This is a genomic window from Streptomyces sp. TLI_105 (genome assembly GCF_900105415.1).
Lineage (GTDB): Bacteria > Actinomycetota > Actinomycetes > Streptomycetales > Streptomycetaceae > Streptomyces.
Window position 1 is genome coordinate 7,735,451 of sequence record NZ_FNSM01000001.1, and the last position, 17,692, is coordinate 7,753,142.

At 73.6% G+C, this 17,692-nt stretch carries 14 protein-coding genes; 5 read left to right on the top strand and 9 right to left on the bottom strand.

Annotation, left to right across the window (positions count from 1 at the left end; genetic code table 11):
* Positions 1-103: 103 nt before the first annotated feature.
* Together BLW86_RS35190 and BLW86_RS35195 are read right to left on the bottom strand one after the other, a co-directional pair.
* Positions 104-1,576, bottom strand: a complete 1,473-nt coding sequence (locus BLW86_RS35190; protein WP_093877767.1) for an aminotransferase class I/II-fold pyridoxal phosphate-dependent enzyme — start codon at positions 1,574-1,576, stop codon at positions 104-106.
* A 455-nt stretch (positions 1,577-2,031) separates the two neighbouring features.
* Positions 2,032-2,979 (bottom strand): Rieske (2Fe-2S) protein, encoded by a 948-nt coding sequence (locus BLW86_RS35195; RefSeq protein WP_093877768.1) that lies wholly within the window; start codon positions 2,977-2,979, stop codon positions 2,032-2,034.
* A 236-nt stretch (positions 2,980-3,215) separates the two neighbouring features.
* On the opposite strand from BLW86_RS35195, the gene BLW86_RS35200 reads away from it, so the two are divergent.
* Complete coding sequence (locus BLW86_RS35200) at positions 3,216-3,488, top strand: hypothetical protein (RefSeq protein ID WP_093877769.1); 273 nt, start codon at positions 3,216-3,218, stop codon at positions 3,486-3,488.
* Between the two features lie 99 nt (positions 3,489-3,587).
* Here BLW86_RS35200 and BLW86_RS35205 read toward each other — a convergent pair whose 3' ends face one another.
* Positions 3,588-5,162 (bottom strand): carbohydrate-binding protein, encoded by a 1,575-nt coding sequence (locus tag BLW86_RS35205; protein WP_093877770.1) that lies wholly within the window; start codon positions 5,160-5,162, stop codon positions 3,588-3,590.
* Between the two features lie 391 nt (positions 5,163-5,553).
* Between BLW86_RS35205 and BLW86_RS35210 the strand changes: the two genes are divergently transcribed.
* Positions 5,554-6,345 (top strand): bestrophin-like domain, encoded by a 792-nt coding sequence (locus BLW86_RS35210; protein WP_093877771.1) that lies wholly within the window; start codon positions 5,554-5,556, stop codon positions 6,343-6,345.
* A 22-nt stretch (positions 6,346-6,367) separates the two neighbouring features.
* On the opposite strand, the gene BLW86_RS35215 is transcribed toward BLW86_RS35210, so the two are convergent.
* Both BLW86_RS35215 and BLW86_RS35220 read right to left on the bottom strand, forming a co-directional pair.
* Positions 6,368-7,378: a zinc-dependent alcohol dehydrogenase family protein gene (locus tag BLW86_RS35215; RefSeq protein WP_093877772.1), complete on the bottom strand. Its 1,011-nt coding sequence runs from the start codon at positions 7,376-7,378 to the stop codon at positions 6,368-6,370.
* Positions 7,379-7,458: 80 nt separating this feature from the next.
* Positions 7,459-7,854 (bottom strand): nuclear transport factor 2 family protein, encoded by a 396-nt coding sequence (locus BLW86_RS35220; protein WP_093877773.1) that lies wholly within the window; start codon positions 7,852-7,854, stop codon positions 7,459-7,461.
* A gap of 91 nt (positions 7,855-7,945) precedes the next feature.
* Between BLW86_RS35220 and BLW86_RS35225 the strand changes: the two genes are divergently transcribed.
* Complete coding sequence (locus tag BLW86_RS35225; protein ID WP_093877774.1) at positions 7,946-8,518, top strand: TetR/AcrR family transcriptional regulator; 573 nt, start codon at positions 7,946-7,948, stop codon at positions 8,516-8,518.
* Positions 8,519-8,704: 186 nt separating this feature from the next.
* Here BLW86_RS35225 and zapE read toward each other — a convergent pair whose 3' ends face one another.
* From zapE to BLW86_RS35240, 3 genes are all read right to left on the bottom strand, one after another.
* Positions 8,705-9,766 carry a cell division protein ZapE gene (gene zapE / locus BLW86_RS35230; protein ID WP_256341531.1) on the bottom strand — a complete coding sequence of 354 codons (1,062 nt, stop codon included), beginning with the start codon at positions 9,764-9,766 and terminating at the stop codon, positions 8,705-8,707.
* A gap of 51 nt (positions 9,767-9,817) precedes the next feature.
* Positions 9,818-12,388, bottom strand: coding sequence for a PEP/pyruvate-binding domain-containing protein (locus BLW86_RS35235; RefSeq protein WP_093877775.1), 2,571 nt, complete (start codon positions 12,386-12,388; stop codon positions 9,818-9,820).
* A 257-nt stretch (positions 12,389-12,645) separates the two neighbouring features.
* Entirely contained in the window at positions 12,646-13,092 is a 447-nt protein-coding gene (locus tag BLW86_RS35240) for a MarR family winged helix-turn-helix transcriptional regulator (protein WP_093877776.1), read from the bottom strand.
* A 117-nt stretch (positions 13,093-13,209) separates the two neighbouring features.
* Here BLW86_RS35240 and BLW86_RS35245 point away from each other — a divergent pair, with 117 nt between their 5' ends.
* Complete coding sequence (locus BLW86_RS35245; protein ID WP_093877777.1) at positions 13,210-14,133, top strand: quinone oxidoreductase family protein; 924 nt, start codon at positions 13,210-13,212, stop codon at positions 14,131-14,133.
* A gap of 137 nt (positions 14,134-14,270) precedes the next feature.
* On the opposite strand, the gene BLW86_RS35250 is transcribed toward BLW86_RS35245, so the two are convergent.
* Complete coding sequence (locus tag BLW86_RS35250; RefSeq protein ID WP_143060309.1) at positions 14,271-15,230, bottom strand: terpene synthase family protein; 960 nt, start codon at positions 15,228-15,230, stop codon at positions 14,271-14,273.
* 411 nt (positions 15,231-15,641) lie between these two features.
* Between BLW86_RS35250 and BLW86_RS35255 the strand changes: the two genes are divergently transcribed.
* Positions 15,642-17,660: an ATP-binding protein gene (locus tag BLW86_RS35255; RefSeq protein WP_177181844.1), complete on the top strand. Its 2,019-nt coding sequence runs from the start codon at positions 15,642-15,644 to the stop codon at positions 17,658-17,660.
* Positions 17,661-17,692: the final 32 nt, after the last annotated feature.

Below are 17,692 nucleotides of genomic sequence, written 5' to 3' on the forward strand. Positions count from 1 at the left end.
GCACCCGGTGTTCGACAGGTGCAGCCCGCCGTGATCCGTGCCGGGCCGGACGCAGGAGGTCCTCGCGGGACCGGGCGCGCGCCGGTGGACGGCGGCCCTCCGCTCAGGCGGCGGCGCCTCGCGCCGCCACCCGGAACGTCTTCAGGGACGGGTCGGCGGCGTCGGGCACGAGCAGACCGTGCGCGACGCCACTGCGCAGGTAGTCCACCACCTCGGCGCTGATCAGCTCACCGGGCGCCACCGCCGGAACCCCCGGCGGGTACGGGCTGATCGTCTCCGCCGAGACCCGGCCGACCGCGTCCTCCGCGGCCACGTGCTCCGCGGGCCCGAAGAAGGCGTCGCGCGGCAGGCACACCTGCTCCAGCTCCAACGCCCGGGACGCCGGCAGCTGTACGTCCGGCCGCGGGGCGATCCCGTCGGCGCCGTCCACCAGCGCGTGCAGCGCCTCCACGAGCCGCCGTTCCGTCCGGTCGTCGTCCGCGTGCGTGATCGAGGCGGAGATCCGGCACGTGTCGGAACCGCCCACGTCGACACGGCGGTTGTCCCGCAGCCACTCCGCCGCCTGCATCCCGCTGATGCCGAGGCCCCGGACGTCGATGACGACCTTGAGGGGGTCGTGGTCGGCGGCGAGCCCCGCGTCGACGACCTCGGCGCCCATCGGTTCCAGCCCCGGCAGCCCCGCGGCGGCCTCGCGCACCCGCAGGGCCCGCCGCAGCGCCCCGTCGAGCAGCTCCTTGCCGTGCTCGGCCATCTGCCGCCGCCAGCCGTCGAGCGTCGCGTACACCAGCGTGGAGGCGCTCGTCGTCCCGAGCAGGTCCTCCCGCTGCTTGAGCACCTCGGGCGACACCCGGTCGTGCTGGAGGTGGAAGACGGAACTCTGCTCGATCGCCCCGCCCATCTTGTGCACGCTGGTGATCACCAGGTCGGCGTCCCCGTCGATGCCCCAGACCGGCAGGTCGGGGTGGAACGGCAGGTGGGCGCCCCACGCCTCGTCGACGATCAGCGGTACGCCGGCGGCGTGGCACACCTCGGCCACGCCCCGCACGTCGGCGCACGTGCCCCAGTCGGTGGGGGTGATCAACAGCATCCCCTTGGCGTCCGGGTGTTCCTCGAGCTTGCGGCGCACGTCGTCGGGCTCGGGCGGGTGGGCCATGTGCCGGTCGGCGTCGAACTTCGGGTGCACCCAGACGGGCTCGACCCCGTTCACGATGACCGCCGCGATCACGGACTTGTGCGCGTTGCGGGACACGAGCAGCTTCTCGCCCGGCCCCGCGACGGCGAGCATCGCGGTCTTCACCGACAGCGAGCTTCCGCAGGTCGAGAAGAAGGCCTTCTCCGCGCCCACCGCGTCGGCCATCAGCTCCTGGGCCTGCTCCAGGACACCCTGGGACATCCTGCGGTCGTCCAGACCGTTCAGCATCAGCACGTCCGACCGGAAGACGTCGGATCCGACCACGGCGGTCACCCTGGGATCCGCCCCGCGGCCCTGCTTGTGCCCCGGAGGGCCGAAGACGACGTCTCCCCGGCGTCGGAAGTCCTGCAGTGCCTCGAGTACGGGGGCGTGCGAGTGGTCCATAGGTTCCTCCGGTTCGGTCCGCCCGCCCTTCGGCGGGGGCACACTGCCGTGGCCTCTGAGGCGTCTGCCCGGGGCCCCCGCGCGGAAACGGGCCCACCACGGGGCCGGCAGCCGCCCGTGCGGGGGTGGCATGAAGCGGCGCGGACGGGGCACCCGCCTCGTGGGGTCCCCCGAAGCAGCCGCTCGCCGGTTCCCCTCCACGGCTGGGCGGCGGCCGGGACGATGGGCGCCCAGGCGTCGACGCGACGCCGCCGGACCGGGGGCGCACAGCCCGGATGGCCCAAGCGCCCGGAGCTTTCGCTCACACGGACGACTCAGGCCTCGGGACTTCCGCCGGCGGGGCTTCCGCTTGCGCCGACCGCTCGGGCTTCGGGGCTTCCGCTCGCGCCCACCGCTCGGGCCTCGGGGGTTTCGCCGACGGGGCTTCCGCTCGCGCCGACCGCCGCGCCCGCCGCTCAGGCCTCGGAGTCTCCGTCGGTGAGACGCGTACGGAGTCGGGCTTCGAGGCGGCCCTCGACGGTCCGCGTCTCGAAGGCGGGCTGCGGCGCCGTGGCGGGACCGGTCACGTTCCAGCCGTCCGACAGGCGGAAGGTGCTGCCGTGCCAGGGGCAGCGGACGCAGCCGTCGACGACGGTGCCCTCGGCGAGCGGTCCGCCCATGTGACTGCACCGGGCGGCCAGGACACGGACCTCACCGTCCGCGCCCCGCACGATCACGACGGGCACCTCGCCGATACGGCCCTGCCAGGGCCGGCCCTGGGGCAGGGAGGCCACCTCACCGAGGTCGTGCCAGCCCGGCCCGACCAGGTCGGCGACCTCCTCGGCGTGGTTCGCCCCCGCCGACTGCCGGTACGCCAGATGGCCGCCGATCGCCCCGCCGGTGCCGATCGCGGCGAGACCGCAGAAGGCCCACGCCTTCCCGCGCCAGTGCCGGCCCCGGCACCGGGCCGAGAAGGAGGCCGTGTAGAGGGCCACGCCGGTGATGTTCGCGGCGGCGTGGACGAGCCCCACGCGCAGCTGCGGGCGGCGCAGCTCCGCCCAGTCGGTCCAGCCCGACACGGCGGACGGCAGCGCCCCCACCAGGCCCACGCCGACGAGGAAGCGTGCCGCCCGGCGTTCGCCGGGGAGGAGGTCGAGCACGGCCGCCGACAGCCAGGCCCCGATGGGGAGCTGGACCAGGAGCGGATGGACCGGGTGCCCGAGCCAGCGGCCGTGGAGGGCGTCCCGGGCCCGGCCGAGCGGGAGGCCGCGCACGGCCCGCCGCAGGACGTCGGCGACCCGGTCGTACCGGGCGGAGTTCTCGACCCGCTCCATCGCCGCCAGGACGCGCCCCGGCCCTTCGGCCGAAGGCAGCGCCGCGCGGGCGAGCGCGAGGGTGCGACGGGGAATGTCTTGGGTGACCATGGCTGGCGTGTAACCCGTGGCGTCGACCGGAAACGGACCCGCGCGGACGGATTCGGCGGGGGAGCGCGCTCGCACGAGCGGGCCGTCGCCGTCCGGGGCGCCGGAACCACCGGGCGTGTGCGCTGCGACTGCCGATGACGACGCTTTGTGCAGATAATGCTCGTGTCGCCCTCCGCGGTGCTCTCACGAAAAGGAGCGTCCTGCGGCGAGGAGCGGGATCCGGAGCAGGAGGAGCCATGCTCATCAGGCATCTGGTCGAGGACGGAGTCCTGCACCTGGCACTCCTGCACGACCTGGACGTCCCCAGCCGCGCCGCGGCCGCTCTGCAGATCGAGACGCTCCTCCTGGCGCATCGCCCCCGTCTGGTCAGGATGCAGCTGCCCACCGCCGATCCCTCGCCCGCCTCGCTCAGCGCGCTCGCCCGTGCCCGGCGGATGTGCGAGGGCCTGGGCATCCCCCTGACGGTCGTCGGCCCCGCCCCGGTCGTCGGCCCGTCCGGCGCGGCCTGACGCCCGGGAGGGCGGTTCGTCCTCCCGGGGCGCCTCGCCCGGCGACGCCGGTCCCGGGGCGGGGCCCGGGACCGGCGTCGCCTGTTCGTCCGGCGGGGCTCACCACGTGACCGTACGGCCTCCGAACGCCACGACGAGGCGGCCGTCCGCGGCGTAGGACCAGCTCAGGGACCCGGTGGAGGAGGCGCACCGGGAGCCGTTCGTGCCGGTCCAGAACTGGTTCGAGCCGTCGGTGTCGCCGACGGTCCGGTCGTTCGTGCCGCTGCCGGTGCCGCGGCAGGAGGTGTTGTTCCGGAAGACCGAAGTGCCCGCGTCGAAGGAGAAGTTGCGCTGGGCGTTGTCGATGCCGAGGTTGTTCGAGACCGTCATCGAGCCGGGGTTGCTGTTGTACGTGAACCCGTGCTTGCCGTTGTGGAAGGCGATCGTGCGCCGCACCACGTGGTTGACGGCGATGTCCTCCCCGCCGAGCTTGAAGCCGTTGCGGTCGCCGGCCCCGGCCTGGGACCCGTCGCTGAGGGTACCGTTGTCGTACGCGAGGGAGTCCTCGATGGTCACGGCCCCGATGGGGCCGGTGTCGGGCTTGGTGTAGAGGTCCCAGCCGTCGTCGATGTTGTGGTGGGAGACGGCGTAGCGGAACACGTTCCCCGTGCCGACGGTGAGCTTCGCGGCGAAACCGTCGGCGTCCTCCCCGTCGGAGTCGGCGTTGTCGTGCGACTCCGCGCTGAGGATCAGGTTGTCGGACGGCCACTGCTCGCGGGGCGTGGTGGAGGCGATGCGGCCGAGCTGGAGGCCGGTGTCCCGGTTGAAGCGGGTGACCGTCCGCTCGATGACGTCGTGACTGCCGCCGACGTAGATGCCGTTGTCGCCGGCGCGCTCGACGACGACGCCGTTGACGTGCCAGTACGAACCGTTCACGACGAGGCCGCGGTTGGCGGGGTCCTCGGTCATGGCGGAGAAGTTCAGCACCGGGGTCTCGCCGGGGTAGGCGGACAGCGTCTTCAGGGCGCCGGCCGTGCCGCTGTTGCCGGGCGGGATGGTGACGGTCGTGGAGTGGCGGTAGGTGCCGCCGCGGAGGTAGACGGTCCCGCCGGCGGCGACCCGGCCGAGGGCCGAGGTGAGCGTCGTGGGGTCGGACCGGGTGCCGGAGGCGCCGTCGGTGCCGTTCGGGGCGACGTACAGCGCACCGCCCGTCGGCGGCGGGGCGTCGGCGGCCGTGACGTTCAGGGAGTCGACGTTGGGCAGACCGGCGGCGGTGGTGGGGTTGAGCCGGACGGTGTTGCTCCCGGCGTTCAGGGAGACGGTCAGGGTCTTGGTGGTCCAGGCCGTCCAGGTTCCGGTGGATTCGAACGAGGGCGTCTGCACGGTCGCCCCGTTGACGAGGAGGCCGGCGGGCCGCGCCGTGGTGGTCCCGTTGGCGAAGCGTACGGCGAGCGTCGCCGTTCCGGCGGCGGGGGCGTTCACCGTGAACTGCGCGTAGGCGCCGAGGGCGTTGGTGCCGTTGCAGAACCCGCTGCCGGTGTAGCCGGACCAGTCGGAGTCCACGGTGCCGCTGCAGACGGCGGGGGAGGCCTCGGCCTCGTACAGGGTGGACGCGGCGTGCGCGGAGTTCACGGACAGGGCGACGAGCGTGCCGGCCAGCAGAGCGACGCAGGCCGTGACGGATCGCAGATGCATCTGGGGGCTCCAGGAGGGGGATGGACGGCGTTCCGGGACTGGACGAGAAAGCGCTTTCTCCGGAAGCTAGAGGGGCCGTCGTACGCGCGTCAATGGATGTGTACCTGAACGTCGTTCACATGACTGAACATTTACGAGGCGGGGGAAGCCCACGGAACGGCCTCCGGCACCGGATCGGCCGCCCGCGAGGCGCCGGATCCCCCCCGCGAGGCGCCGGATCGGCCCCCCGAGGGGCACCGGTCGGCGGCCGTACTCCCGCCGACGTGAAGTCCCTCGTACCGCACCCCTGTTGCGACAGCGTGTTCCATTGCCGACACGGGCGAGTGATCATTCACCCCGATCGCCCTCAGGGGCCAGGAGTGGCCGCGCGCCGCACCTAGACTCCCCGCACATGTCGCTCTGGCTCCTCAACCACTTCAGCACCTTCACCCTCGCCGTGGTCACCGTCGGCGGGACCGTCGTCCTCGCGGTGGCCGGCAGCGTGCTGCTCCGCCGCAGGTATCCGTCGCTGGCCCGGGGGGAGCACAACGACATGGTCGGGGTGACGCTGGGGATGTTCGGCGCGATCTACGGGATCATCCTCGCCTTCGTCATCGTCACCCTCTGGACCCAGCTGGACAGCACGCAGACCATCGTCGCCAGCGAGGCCACCGACACCGCGCTCATCGCCCGCGACGCCGCCGCCTTCCCGCCCGCGGTCCGCGCCGACCTCGACGCGGCCCTCAGCGGCTACGTCCACGCGGTCGTCGAGGACCAGTGGCCCCGCATGCGCGCCGGAGAGCCGAGCTACGGGGCGACGGAGACGCACCTCCGGTCCGCCTTCGGCGTCCTCCAGGCCTACGACCCGGCCTCCCCGCGCGAGGAGATCTTCTACGAGCAGGCCGTCGGCCACCTCAACGACGTCGCCGCCCAGCGCCGCGCCCGCCTGAACATGGCCCAGCAGGAACTCCCGCCGCTGCTCCAGGTGCTGGCCTTCGGCGGCGCCGTCGTCCTCGTCCCGCTCACCTTCCTCTACGGCATGCGCAAGCTCCGGATCCAGCTCCTCTTCGTCGCCTCCGTCGCCGGTCTCATCGGCTTCAGCCTGCTCCTGGTCTTCGTCCTCGACCGCCCGTTCGCCGGTGACCTGAGCGTGAGCCCCGCTCCGTACCGAGAGGGGGCGCTCGCCCAGTACTGGAACCGGTGAGCGCCGGGGCGCGGCGCCGGGGTCAGGAGTGGCTGATGACCACTTTGCCGAAGGCCGTGCCGCCGGCGTAGTGGCGGTAGGCGTCGACGGCCTCCTCGAAGGGGAAGACGCGGTCGACGACCGGCCGCAGCCCGTGCGCTTCGATCAGGGCGTTCATGTCGGTGAACTGGGCGCGGCTGCCGACCGCCACGCTGCGGATGGTGGCGCCGGAGGCGAAGAGGGCGTGCGGGTCGAGCGGCGGGGCGGTCCTGCCCGTGAAGCCGACGCACGCGATGGTGCCCGCCAGGGCGATGGCGCGGACGGACTCGTGGAGGAGCCCGGCGACGTCGACGACGCGGTCGGCGCCCCGTCCTCCGGTGAGGGAGCGGACCGCGCCGGCCCAGTCGGGCTCGGCCGCGTAGTCGACGACGGCGTCGGCGCCGAGTTCGCGCAGGCGCGCGGCCTTGGCGGAGCCGCCGGTCGTGGCGATCACGCGCGCGCCGAGCGCCTTGGCGAACTGGAGCGCGAAGAGGGAGACGCCGCCGGAGCCCTGCACGACGACGGTGTCGCCGGGGCGGATCCCCGCTCCGTCGCCGGTCAGTGCGTTCCATGCCGTGACCGCCACGCAGGGCAGGGTGGCGGCCTCCTCGTACGTCAGGTGCGCGGGCACGATCACGAGCGAGTCCGCGTCGACGAGGGCGAATTCGGTGAGCATGCCGTCCAGGGAGCCACCGCGCTGGGCGATGTGCTCGACGGCGAAGGGGCCGTCCTGCCAGGACGGGAAGAGCGTGGCGGCGACGCGGTCCCCGACGCGTACCGAGTCGGTGTCCGGGCCGACCGCGACCACCTCGCCGGCCCCGTCGGAAAGGGGGACGACGTCCGGCTCGACCGGGAGGACGTAGGTCCCGTCGAGCACCATGAGCTCGCGGAAGCTCAGGGACGTCGCGCGCACCGCCACCAGGGCCTGGCCGGGGCCGGGCGTGGGGACGTCGTGCTCGCGGACGGTGAGGCCGGAGAGCCCGGCCCCGCTGTGCGACAGGTGATAGCTCCGCATGGGTCATGCCCTTCGTAAGACGTGGGTGGCGCGGGGGAGGCGGGTTGCTGCGGCAGGGGCCGGGTGGCCCGGTCCGGGCCTCACGCGGCGTCGGACTCGGGGGCCGGCCGGATCTCTCCGGCCGTCTTGCCGAAGCCGAGCGCCTCGACGATCCGGCCGTCCGTCACGCGCATCACGTTGACGCCCTGCACCCACTGGTCGGGCCCGTCGCCGAAGCGGTAGGCCCACACGATCGTCGCGCGGTCGTCGGCCACGATGACCTCCTGCGGGCTGAACCGCGCGGTGTCGTCGTCGACGAGGGCGGTCCACCACTCCGTACAGGCTTCGCGTCCGGAGACCCGCTCCCCGCGCGGCGCGGGCTGGACGCTCTCCATGACGCAGTCCTCGGCGATCAGGTCGGCCAGGAGTCCGGCCTCGCGGTCGGTGAACGCGCGGTTGAAACGGGCGATGACTTCGGCGGTGGTGCGTACGGACATGACGCCTCCTCGGAAGAGATAGACCGTTCGGTCTACGAGGCATATAGATAGACCGGTTGATCTACCGTGTCAAGTGCTGCAGAATTGCCCCATGAGCACTTCCGTGAAGCCGGGCCCCCGCGAGCGACTCCTGCTCGCCGCCCAGGAGTTGACCTACCGTCAGGGCGTCGGCGTCGGCGTGGACGCCCTGCTCAAGGAGGCCGGTGTCGCCCGCCGCTCGCTGTACGAGCACTTCGGCGGCAAGGACGGCCTCATCGCCGAGGTGCTGCGCCGCAGCACCGCCGAGGACGTGGAGCGCTACCGCGCCACCATGGACGCGGCGGGGGACGACCCCCGGGCCCGGCTCCTCGCGGTCGTCGACCGGCTCGGCCGCATCGCCGCCGACCCGGACTTCCACGGCTGCCGCTACCTCGCCGCCGACCTCGCGCTCACGGACCCCGAGCACCCCGGCCACGAGGTCACCAGGGAGTACCGGCGCACTCTCCGGGGCCTGTTCGCGGACGAGTTCGCCGCCCTCGGGCACGCACGCCCCGACTTCGCCGCCGACCAGCTGCTCATCCTCGTCGACGGCCTCCTCGCCGCAGGCGCGACCCGGCCCGACGTCGAGCCCGCCACCGCGGCCCGCGCCCTGGCCGAGCACATCATCGACGCCGGCCTCGCGTAGGGCCCGTCCCCGGGATCGGCCTTGGGCAGCCCTCGAACGCGTGCCGGCCGGTCCGAAGAGCCGAAGCCGCTGACGTGTCGTCCCGAGCCGCGGAGAACTCCACGCTGCTCGTCCGGGCGGCATGACCGAACTCCCGCGGCCACGGCCCACCCGGACCGGTCTCGGCCACTGTCCGGCTCGAAGGGCTCAGTCCGCCCGTCGGAGCATCGCGAGCCGGCTGGCCGTGCGGTCCAGGTCGCGTGTCAGGGTCTGACCGGCGGGAAGGGCGGCAAGCGGGTCGGAACCGATGAGGACGAGTCGGACGTCGCGGTCGCAGGCGACGTCGACGAGGTTCGCGAACCGCTGCCGCCCGTCCGCGGAGGCCTCGGTCAGCGGGGGCACGCCGTCCAGGACCAGGGTGGCGAACCGCTCGGCGAGGGCGAGGTAGTCGGGCACCGCCGTCGCCGTCTCGCAGAGCGCGTCGAAGCCGAACCAGACGAGTTCGCCGCGCACCGCGCGGGCCGGAAGCTCCCGCAGGTGGGCCTGGACGGTGGTGGCCTCCGAGGCTGCCGGGACGGTGAGGCCGGGCGCCTCCAGGGCGGCGCCACCCGGGGGCACGCACAGGCCCGTCGCGAACCGGCGGCCGCCGTCCGTCGTCCGAGGCGCCGCGACTCTGCGGAAGTCCACCGGACCCGTGACGTCCAGGACGTCCATCCGCTCCTCTATGAGCTTGATGGTGGGCTCGAACAAGTGGTGGTAGAGCGGGTCCGGCATCAGTCCGGCGGGCGGGTAGTTGGACGTGGTGACCAGGGTGATCCGGCGGTCGAGGAGCGTGCGGAAGAGGCGTGCGATCAGCATCGCGTCACCCGCGTCGTGTGCGTGGAACTCGTCGAAGACCAGGACCCGGCTGTCGCCGATCAGTTCGTCGAGAGCCCTGTCGACGGCGCTCTGACCGTCGTGGCGGCCGCCCGGCCTGGTCACCCCGTCGTGCAGCCGGCGGAAGAAGTCGTGGAAGTGCAGGCGGCGTTTGCGCCCGGCGGGCAGCCCCTCGTAGAAGGTGTCCACCAGCCAGCTCTTCCCCCGGCCCACCGGGCCCCAGACGTACAGGTCGCGGGGCGGCCCGGGGAAGGTCCAGGCCGGCCGGGCGAGTTCGGCCGCCAGGTGGGCCAACCGGTCGACGGCGGCTTCCTGTGCCGGGGCGATGGAGAAGCCGCGCCGCGCGGCGGCCTCGTGGAAATGGCGGCGCATGGCCTGGTCGTGCTTGGACACTGGTCAGCTCATCCGTTCATACGCTGGGACTCGTCGAGGCGTCGGCCAGGATCAGACCGGTTCGGGCGCTGCGGTCGCCGTCTCCAGGACGTCCACCGTCCCGCGGCCGCCGTCCACGCGGATCCGGTCCCCCGTCCGGATCCGGGTCGTGGCGTTGCCGCAACCGACCACCGCTGGAATGCCGAGCTCCCGGGCCACGATCGAGGCGTGCGAGAGGTTCGCGCCGACGTCCGTCACGATCGCCGAGATCCGCGTGAAAAGGGGCGTCCAGCCGATGTTCGTCACCGTGGTCACCAAGATCTCGCCCGGCCGGACGACCTCGCCCTCCTCGACAGTGGCGACGACCCGGGCGATGCCCTCCGCCACACCGGTGGAGGCAGGCGAGCCCGCGACCGCGTCCGAGGCGGGCGTCGTGTCCTGCGCGTCGAACAGGTCGGCCCGCCGGTTCGGATCGGCAGCCCAGGTCACCGGGTCGAACTCACCCCGGATCAGGGTCGGGTAGGTGGGAAGGGCACGATAGCCCTCGTACGCGGCACGGCGGGCCGGCACCGCGGCGAGCGGGGCCCGGTCGCCGCCGAGCACGGTGAGGATCTCCTCGCGGGACAGAAAGAACAATTCTTCTCCCGCCCCGCTGACCTCGCCGGCGCGCAGGACGAACGTGCGCAGCAGCCAGAAGACGCGGGCGATCTCGGTGCGGGCGGCTTCCCGCAGGCGTGCCGAGGCCGCCCAGGTGTCCACCGCGGCGCGTATCCCCGCCACCCGTCGGGGGTGCTCGGCGGCCAGGCGGTCCCATGCCGCCGCACGGGCCGTGGTCTGCCGTGCGAGACGCAGTGCGGCATCCTCTTCGACCGTGCCGAGTGCGGCGAGCTGCCGGTCGATCCAGTCCGCGTCCTCGGCGGGCCGCGGGAGGGACACCTCGAACTCGTGCGGCCCTCGGTGGCCGTACGTACGGGTGTAGCTGTCGCGGTCGGTCTCGCCGCGGGCGAGCCGTTCCAGGCCGAGCAGCGGTCCCATGCTGGCCAGTTGGCCCTCATCACCGAGTCCTGTGGTCATCAGGTCGGCGTCCTCTTCGCCCACCAGGGACTCCAGGGTGCCGCGTACCTTGACGAGGGCGTCGCCGCCTTGGCGGGTGGCGGCCTGGAGCATGTGGCAGCAGCGGCGGAAGTACGGGGCCACCTCCGACTCCCACAGCGCCGACAGCTCTCCCTCGGTCTCCGCCGCGGCGACGCGGGCCCGCAGTGCCTCGCAGCGTGCGGGCGCCTCCTCCAGGAACGCCGGCAACCGCTTGCCGTTCGCGCGGATGCGGCTCATCACCGCGAGCGCTTCGCCGAGGGTGTCCCGCCAGACCCGCACCCTGGACGCGGGCAGCAGCGGAATGGCCACGCCCTCCGGAAGGCGTCCGAACACGAGCTCGTTGGCCCGGGCGAACTTCCGGCCCTGCCCGAACGCGGCCGCCAGGGTGGCCGTGACGCTGAGGTTCATGTAGAAGCGGCCGCCGATGTTCCCGTACATCGGGCGGCCCTCCAGGCTGGCGCCGACCATGACGTCGCCCATGAACGCCTTCACGAACGACCAGGTCGCGGGCGTCATCACGTCCGGGACGGCCTCACCCAGGTTGGCGCTCGTCCACAGGGAGTCGGTGCCAAGGCTGTCGTTCCACACCTCGGGCCGGGGCGTCGCGACCGTGGTGATCGGCCGAGCCTGGAGGATGCGGAAGGAACCCGCCTCGCGCGCCCACTCGACGTCGCGCGGCTCCCCGTACAGCTCCTCGATCGCGAGTCCGAGCCGGGCCAGTTCACCGGCCTCCGCGGCGGTGAGAACCGGGGCTTCGCGCAGGTCGGCAGGGACCGGCTGCTCCGCGGTGCCCCCGGCGGTCGGCACGGTCATCACCTCCTTCGCGGCGATGCGTTCCTCCACGACGGCCAGGCTCACCCGGTCGACGACCAGGGCGTCCGGGGTGACCAGCCCGCTGACGACGGCTTCGCCCAGCCCCCAGGCCGCGTTGACCACAAGCCGGTCGGCGCGCCCGCCGAGCGGGTCGACGGTGAACATCACCCCGGCGGCATCGGCGGCCACCAGCTCCTGCACCACCACGGCGAGCGAGACGTCCTCGTGCGCGATGCCCGCCCGGGCGCGGTACGCGAGGGCGCGGTCGGTCCACAGGGATGCCCAGCAACGTCGGACCGCCGCCAACAGGGCGCTCTCGCCGGTGACGTTCAGGTACGTGTCCTGCTGGCCGGCGAAGGACAGGTCGGGCAGGTCCTCCGCCGTGGCCGACGACCGCACGGCGACCGTGCGCGCGCCGTCACCGAGTTCCGCGTACGCCTTCGAGACGGCCCGTTCCAGAACGACAGGGAGCGGGCCCTCCTCGAACAGCGCCCGGATACGGGCGCCCGCCCCTGTGTCCGAAGCGGCGTCCGGGCCGGATGCGGCGCTGAGCTCCGCGCGTATGCGGTCGGCCACGCCGGTCGAGGCGACGAACTCCTGGTACGCGGCGGTCGTCACGTGGAACCCGCCCGGTACCGGCAGCCCCCCGCGCGCGAGCTCGGACAGAGCCGCTCCCTTGCCCCCCGCCGTCTCCAGTGTGGCGGCAGCAGCGTCCAACGGCAGCACGAAGTCCATGCCCTGATCCCCCGACTCGGCACTCGGCAAAGGATCATGATCGCACGGCGCGGGCCGCGGACCGGTTCCGTCCGCTGACGACGAACGGCGGGGGTCGTGGGCGGCCGGACTCCACCTCGCCGCCCTACGGGGGCGGCGGTCGTCCGCGCTCGGACGGACTCCCCTCTCCGAGCCTGGACGCGCCCTGGGGGGCGTCTTGTCGATCAGGCCGGGCTCGCCACGCCTGGCCTGAGCGGCAAGGCACCCCTGGGGCGGTGCTACGCCTCGTGCACCCGGGTCAGCAGTTCCACCAGTCGTCGGGCCTCTGCCGCGCTGAGCGGCGCCAGCAGCGCGGAGTTGGCCCGTTCGGCCAGTTCCGCGCACCGCTCCAGGGTCCGTACGCCCTCCGGCGTCACCGTCACCGCGTTCTTGCGGCGGTCCCGTGGATCGGGCTGCCGACGCGCGAGCCCGGCTTCCTCCAGGTGGTTGAGCAGAAGGACCACGTCCTTCGCGTCGAAGCCCAGTCTGCGCACCAGGTCCGCCTGGGCGACCGGGCCGTACGAGGCCACCGCCGCGAGCACGGCGTGCTGCGGGAGCTTCAGCCCTTCCTCGGCGATCGCCTCGGCGACCAGGCTCCGGCCGCGCGCCGCCACACGGCCGAGCAGCCAGCTCGGCAGGGACTGGATGTGCGCCAGGGCGTGCTGCGGGTCTTCCGTGGGAGCCATGGGGTCAGGGTATCCCGAATTCATTGGACATCCCAACGTTCTTTCTCCTACGGTGGGAGTCGTTGGGGGTCCCAACGAATTCGTCGTCCTCTGCCCGTGTAGCACCTGGAGGTGTCCATGCGTCGTGTCCGGTACGAGGTGGCCGGCGGCCCCGAGGTCCTCTTCGTCGAGGGGGTCCCCGTCCCGGACCCCGGCCCCGGTGAGCTGCTGGTCCGCAACGAAGCGGTCGGAGTCACGCTGCCCGGCGTACGGAAGGTGCGCGAGGGCGCCGAGCCCGGTCCGCTCGGCGGCGAGGTGGCCGGCGTCGTGGCCGCCGTCGGGGAAGGCGTCACGGGCTTCTCCGTGGGCGACCGCGTCACCGGCCTCTGCTTCTCCCACGCCTATGCCGAACTGTCCGTGGTCCACCAGGCGATGGCCTCCCGCATTCCCGACCGGGCGACGGCCGTCGACGCCGTGGCCCTGGTCCGCAGCGGACTGGTGGCGCGCGGTGCCTACGAGGCCGGGCGGCCCCGTCCCGGCGACGCCGTCATGGTCACCGCGGCGGCCAGTGCGGTCGGCACCCTCGCCCTGCAGTACGCCAGGGCGGGCGGGGCCTCCCGTGTGGTCGCGGCCGTCGGCAGCGCGGAGAAGGCGGAGTTCGTGCGCTCCCTCGGCGCCGACGAGGTCGTCCTCTACGGGGACGGGTCCTGGGGCGATCCGGTCGACGTGGTCGTCGACGGGGTCGGCGGAGAGCTCCTCGGCCCCGCGGTGCGGGCCCTCGCGCCCGGCGGCCGTCTGGTCGCCTTCAGCTCGGGCGGCGGCACGATCGACGCGTACGAGCTGCTGGTCCGGGGCGCCTCGGTCATCGGTTTCCAGATGGCGGCCCTCGCCCGGCGCGAGCCCGAGGTGTACGCGCGCCGGCTCGACGAGCTGTGGGAACTCCACCGCGCCCACACGCTCCGCCCCCGCGTCGCCGCCGAGATCCCGCTCGCCGAAGCGGCACGCGCCCACGAACTCGTCGAGTCCCGGCGCAATCTCGGCAAGGTCGTCCTCATCCCCTGAGCCCGGGAGGTGAGGTCGTCCTCATCCCCTGAGCCCGGGAGGTGAGGTCGTCCTCGTCTCCTCGGGCTGGGGGCGAGGTCGTCCTTGCCCCCTGAGCCCGGGAGGGCCGGAGGGGGCGGAGGTGGAGGGGGCGGGGCTCAGTGGGCGTAGCGGCCCGTGTCGATCTCCCAGCGGTGGTAGCCGGCTATCCAGGCGGCGAGCCCGTCGACGTACCGACGGGCCGCCTCCCGAGCGGCCGGGGCGAGACCCAGGAGGTCGCATATCTCGGGGACTTCGGACGACAGCTCCACGAAGCGGTCGACCATCGTCTGTGCCTCGCGCATCACTTCGACGGCCGCCTCGTCGGGGGTGCTGCCGAGCTCCTCACGGACGATCATCACGATGTTGGCGACGTCGCCGCGGACGAGTTCCTGCGCGTACGAGTGCACGTCGTTGGTGAACGACGGTATGTCGGCAGCCAGTTGACGCATCCTCCGGAAGGCCGGGTGGTGCAGCACTTCCTGCGGAAGCTCGAACCGGTTGAGCCGCTCCACCATGTCGAAGAGGGTCTCCATGGCGGCCGTGCCCCGGCGGAGCGCCAGATAGCTCTCCCGGTCGGGGAGGCGCCCGGTGAGCCGGCCGGCGGCCTCGGCGGGGTGGCAGGCGAAGTACCACTCCCAGTTGTAGGCGGACCGGGCGAGCCACCGGGCCGACATGCCGCGCACACTGCGCTCCCAGAGGTCGGCGAAGGCCTGCTCGACGGCGGTACGGGCGCCGGGCTCGGGGCCGTTCCCGTGCAGAAGGCCCGTCAGGCGGGTGCATATCTCGGCCACTCGGGCAGGGGAGCGGCCCAGGTCCGAGTCGAAGCGGTCGTCGAAGAGGAAGTAGAAGCCGAGCAGGTCCGTGGCGAGGACGAGGTCGTCGGCGGCGGAATCCGGGCTGGTGAACGCGGCGAGACGGGGCACGTCCCACTTCTCGTACGCCGGAGGGGAGATGGTGACGGCAAGGCCCTCGTGATGGAGGAGCCAGTCCCGGTGGCGCTGCGCGACGGAGGCCTGGTTCGGGTTGCTGCGAGGTGGAAACGGCAGGTCGAGCATGGTGGCGTTGGACACTGGCACCCCCAGGTTCTGATCCCGGGTCATCCCGTGACGCCCCCGGCGCGATGGAAGATTACTTGAATTGATCATCAACTGCCAGGAACGGCAAGCAGATCGCTTTCAAGCCAGTGGAAGTGTGGCGTCCGGATCGGCCGGGGGCGGGAAATCTCCGGCCGGGCCCGCGGCCGTCGGCGTCTGTGGGCCGTGGTGGCGCGCGAGGGGGCGTCATGTCGGTCATGTGTTCCTCCGTTCGTTGCGACGGGTGGTTCGTCCCCCGTCCGCGCCACCCGTGGACGGGGGAGCGCGTTGGGGTTGCCGTGACGCCCGGTGCAGTGACGGTTCTGCATCCGGGACCTGCGGGTTCTGTATCGACTCCCGAGCTCGGCGGGTCGATGGCGAGAGCGAAGATCTGGATGGTGCGCGGTGCCGGAGATGTGGAATCGGGACCAGGGACACGACGCCCGGTTCGTGGACTGCTTCCGGGACGGTCACGCCCTGGTCGGACGTGACGGCGAACTCGCCGCGCTCCGGGCCGCCGTGTCCGGGCACCGGCTGGTCACCGTGACCGGAGCGGCCGGGACGGGCAAGAGCCGGCTGGCCCTGGCCGCCCTCGCGCCGCCCCCCGACGGCCCCGCGCGGACGGTGGTGCGGGTGCGCTGGCACGACGGGATCCCCGTCGGACGCCGGGCGCTGACCGCGCGGGTCGCCCGGGCCCTGAACGGCGCCGGCCTGTCCTGGGGCGTCGCCGGAGCCCCCAGCGGCCCCGGCCTGTCCTGGGATCCGGCCCCCACGGAGCTCGCCGCGCCCGCCCGACCCGTCCCGGCGGGCGAGGTGCTCCTCCTCCTGGACGACGTCGACCCCGTCCACACGGAATGCATCGGCCTGGTCCAGACACTGCTGATGGCCCAGCCGGCGGTACGCGTCCTGGCGACCGCGCGGCGACCGCTCGGCCTCGGGGACGAAGAGGTGATCCGACTGGCGCCGCTGCCCGTGGAGGCGGCACCGGGCCGCCCGGGCGCGTCGCCCGCCGCGGAGCTCCTCGTCTCCCGCGCACGGGAGCGCGGATGGACCGAGGAACCCGACCCGGCGGCCGTGGCCCGGGTGTGCCGGCTGCTCGAGGGCGTCCCCCTGGCACTCGAACTCGCCGCGGGCCGACTGGGGGAGTGGACGATGGAGGAGCTGGCCGCCCACCTCGAAACCGGCCAGTGCCGGCTGTCCGACCCGGACCCGCTCCTGCTGCGGCACCGCACGCTGCGCACCTCCATCGGGGCCGTCCACGCCCTGTGCGAACCGGCCCAGCGCAAGGTCTGGCGCCGGCTCAGCGTCTTCACCGGGCCCTTCACGGAGGCGGCGGCGGTGTTCGTGTGCCTGGGCTCCGACCTCGCACCACACGAGGTGCCTCCCGCCCTGGCGATGCTGAGCGCCACGGGCGTGCTCCAGACGCTGGGGGAGGCGGGCGCGGTGCGCCCGCCCCGCTACCGCATGGCCCGGGCCGCCCGCGACTTCGGTGCGGAACGGCTCGCGGCGGCGGGCGAGCGGCCGATGACGCGGGACCGGCACGCCGTCCACTTCCGCGGTGTGGCGGCCGTCGCCGAGACCCTGTGGAACACCGGTCTGCAGCGACAGGCGCTCCAGACCGTCCAGGACGAACACGACGACCTGATGGCCCTCGTGCACCGCGCGGGCGACGGGGCCGCCCACGCCGAGACGGCCCTGGAGGCCATGCTCCACCTGTGGTTCTGGTGGGCGGTCCACGACCACGCCCGAGAAGGCAGCGACCGCCTGCACGGACTGCTGCCCCGGCTGCCCGCCGACAGCCCGCTCGTGGCACGGGGCCGATGGCTCGCCGCCTGGCTCAGCGCGGCGTGGGACCCGCGCACGGCGCACCAGCTGCTCTCCCTCGCCTGGCCCGCGGCCGTGCTCGCCGGCGACGACGCCCTCCTCGGCCACATCGCCCACGTGCACGGAACCCTGGCGTGGCAGCGACAGGACCCCGAATCGGCCGCCCAGTACTACCGGCAGGCGGCGGACACCACGCCCGGCGGCGCTCCCTGGGGCCCGTCCCCCGCCGTGAGCCTCGCCGCCCTGGCCGTGGTCCAGGCCCACCGCGCCCCCGCGGCGGCGGCCCGCACCGCCCGCCGGGCACTCGCGCAGCCCGGCTGCGCCAACGACGCCTGGGCCACGGCGCTGGCCCACTACGCCCGCGCCTTCGCCGACCACCGCTCCGGACACAGCGGCCGCGCCCGGCACCGGGCCGGGCGCGCCCTGGCGGACCTCGAAGCCCGGCTCGACGCCCCGCAGGCCCGCCGTGCCCTGCGCCTCCTCCTCGCCACCCTCGATCTCGCCGCGACGACGGCCGGCGCGCCGACACCGGGGCCCCGTCCGCACGTCCCCGTACCGCGCGACGGGGCCCAGACCCCGTCGGCGACGGCGAGCCTGGCCCAGCGGTGACCTCCCGCTGCCGGTCCCGGGCCGCCGCGAAG

Coding starts and splice junctions, on each gene's coding strand:
- BLW86_RS35255 (WP_177181844.1), top strand. CDS start 15,642: ATGTGGAATCGGGACCAGGGACACGACGCCCGGTTCGTGGACTGCTTC.
- BLW86_RS35220 (WP_093877773.1), bottom strand. CDS start 7,854: ATGTCCGTACGCACCACCGCCGAAGTCATCGCCCGTTTCAACCGCGCG.
- BLW86_RS35245 (WP_093877777.1), top strand. CDS start 13,210: ATGCGTCGTGTCCGGTACGAGGTGGCCGGCGGCCCCGAGGTCCTCTTC.
- BLW86_RS35190 (WP_093877767.1), bottom strand. CDS start 1,576: ATGGACCACTCGCACGCCCCCGTACTCGAGGCACTGCAGGACTTCCGA.
- BLW86_RS35240 (WP_093877776.1), bottom strand. CDS start 13,092: ATGGCTCCCACGGAAGACCCGCAGCACGCCCTGGCGCACATCCAGTCC.
- BLW86_RS35235 (WP_093877775.1), bottom strand. CDS start 12,388: ATGGACTTCGTGCTGCCGTTGGACGCTGCTGCCGCCACACTGGAGACG.
- BLW86_RS35200 (WP_093877769.1), top strand. CDS start 3,216: ATGCTCATCAGGCATCTGGTCGAGGACGGAGTCCTGCACCTGGCACTC.
- BLW86_RS35215 (WP_093877772.1), bottom strand. CDS start 7,378: ATGCGGAGCTATCACCTGTCGCACAGCGGGGCCGGGCTCTCCGGCCTC.
- BLW86_RS35210 (WP_093877771.1), top strand. CDS start 5,554: ATGTCGCTCTGGCTCCTCAACCACTTCAGCACCTTCACCCTCGCCGTG.
- BLW86_RS35205 (WP_093877770.1), bottom strand. CDS start 5,162: ATGCATCTGCGATCCGTCACGGCCTGCGTCGCTCTGCTGGCCGGCACG.
- BLW86_RS35225 (WP_093877774.1), top strand. CDS start 7,946: ATGAGCACTTCCGTGAAGCCGGGCCCCCGCGAGCGACTCCTGCTCGCC.
- BLW86_RS35195 (WP_093877768.1), bottom strand. CDS start 2,979: ATGGTCACCCAAGACATTCCCCGTCGCACCCTCGCGCTCGCCCGCGCG.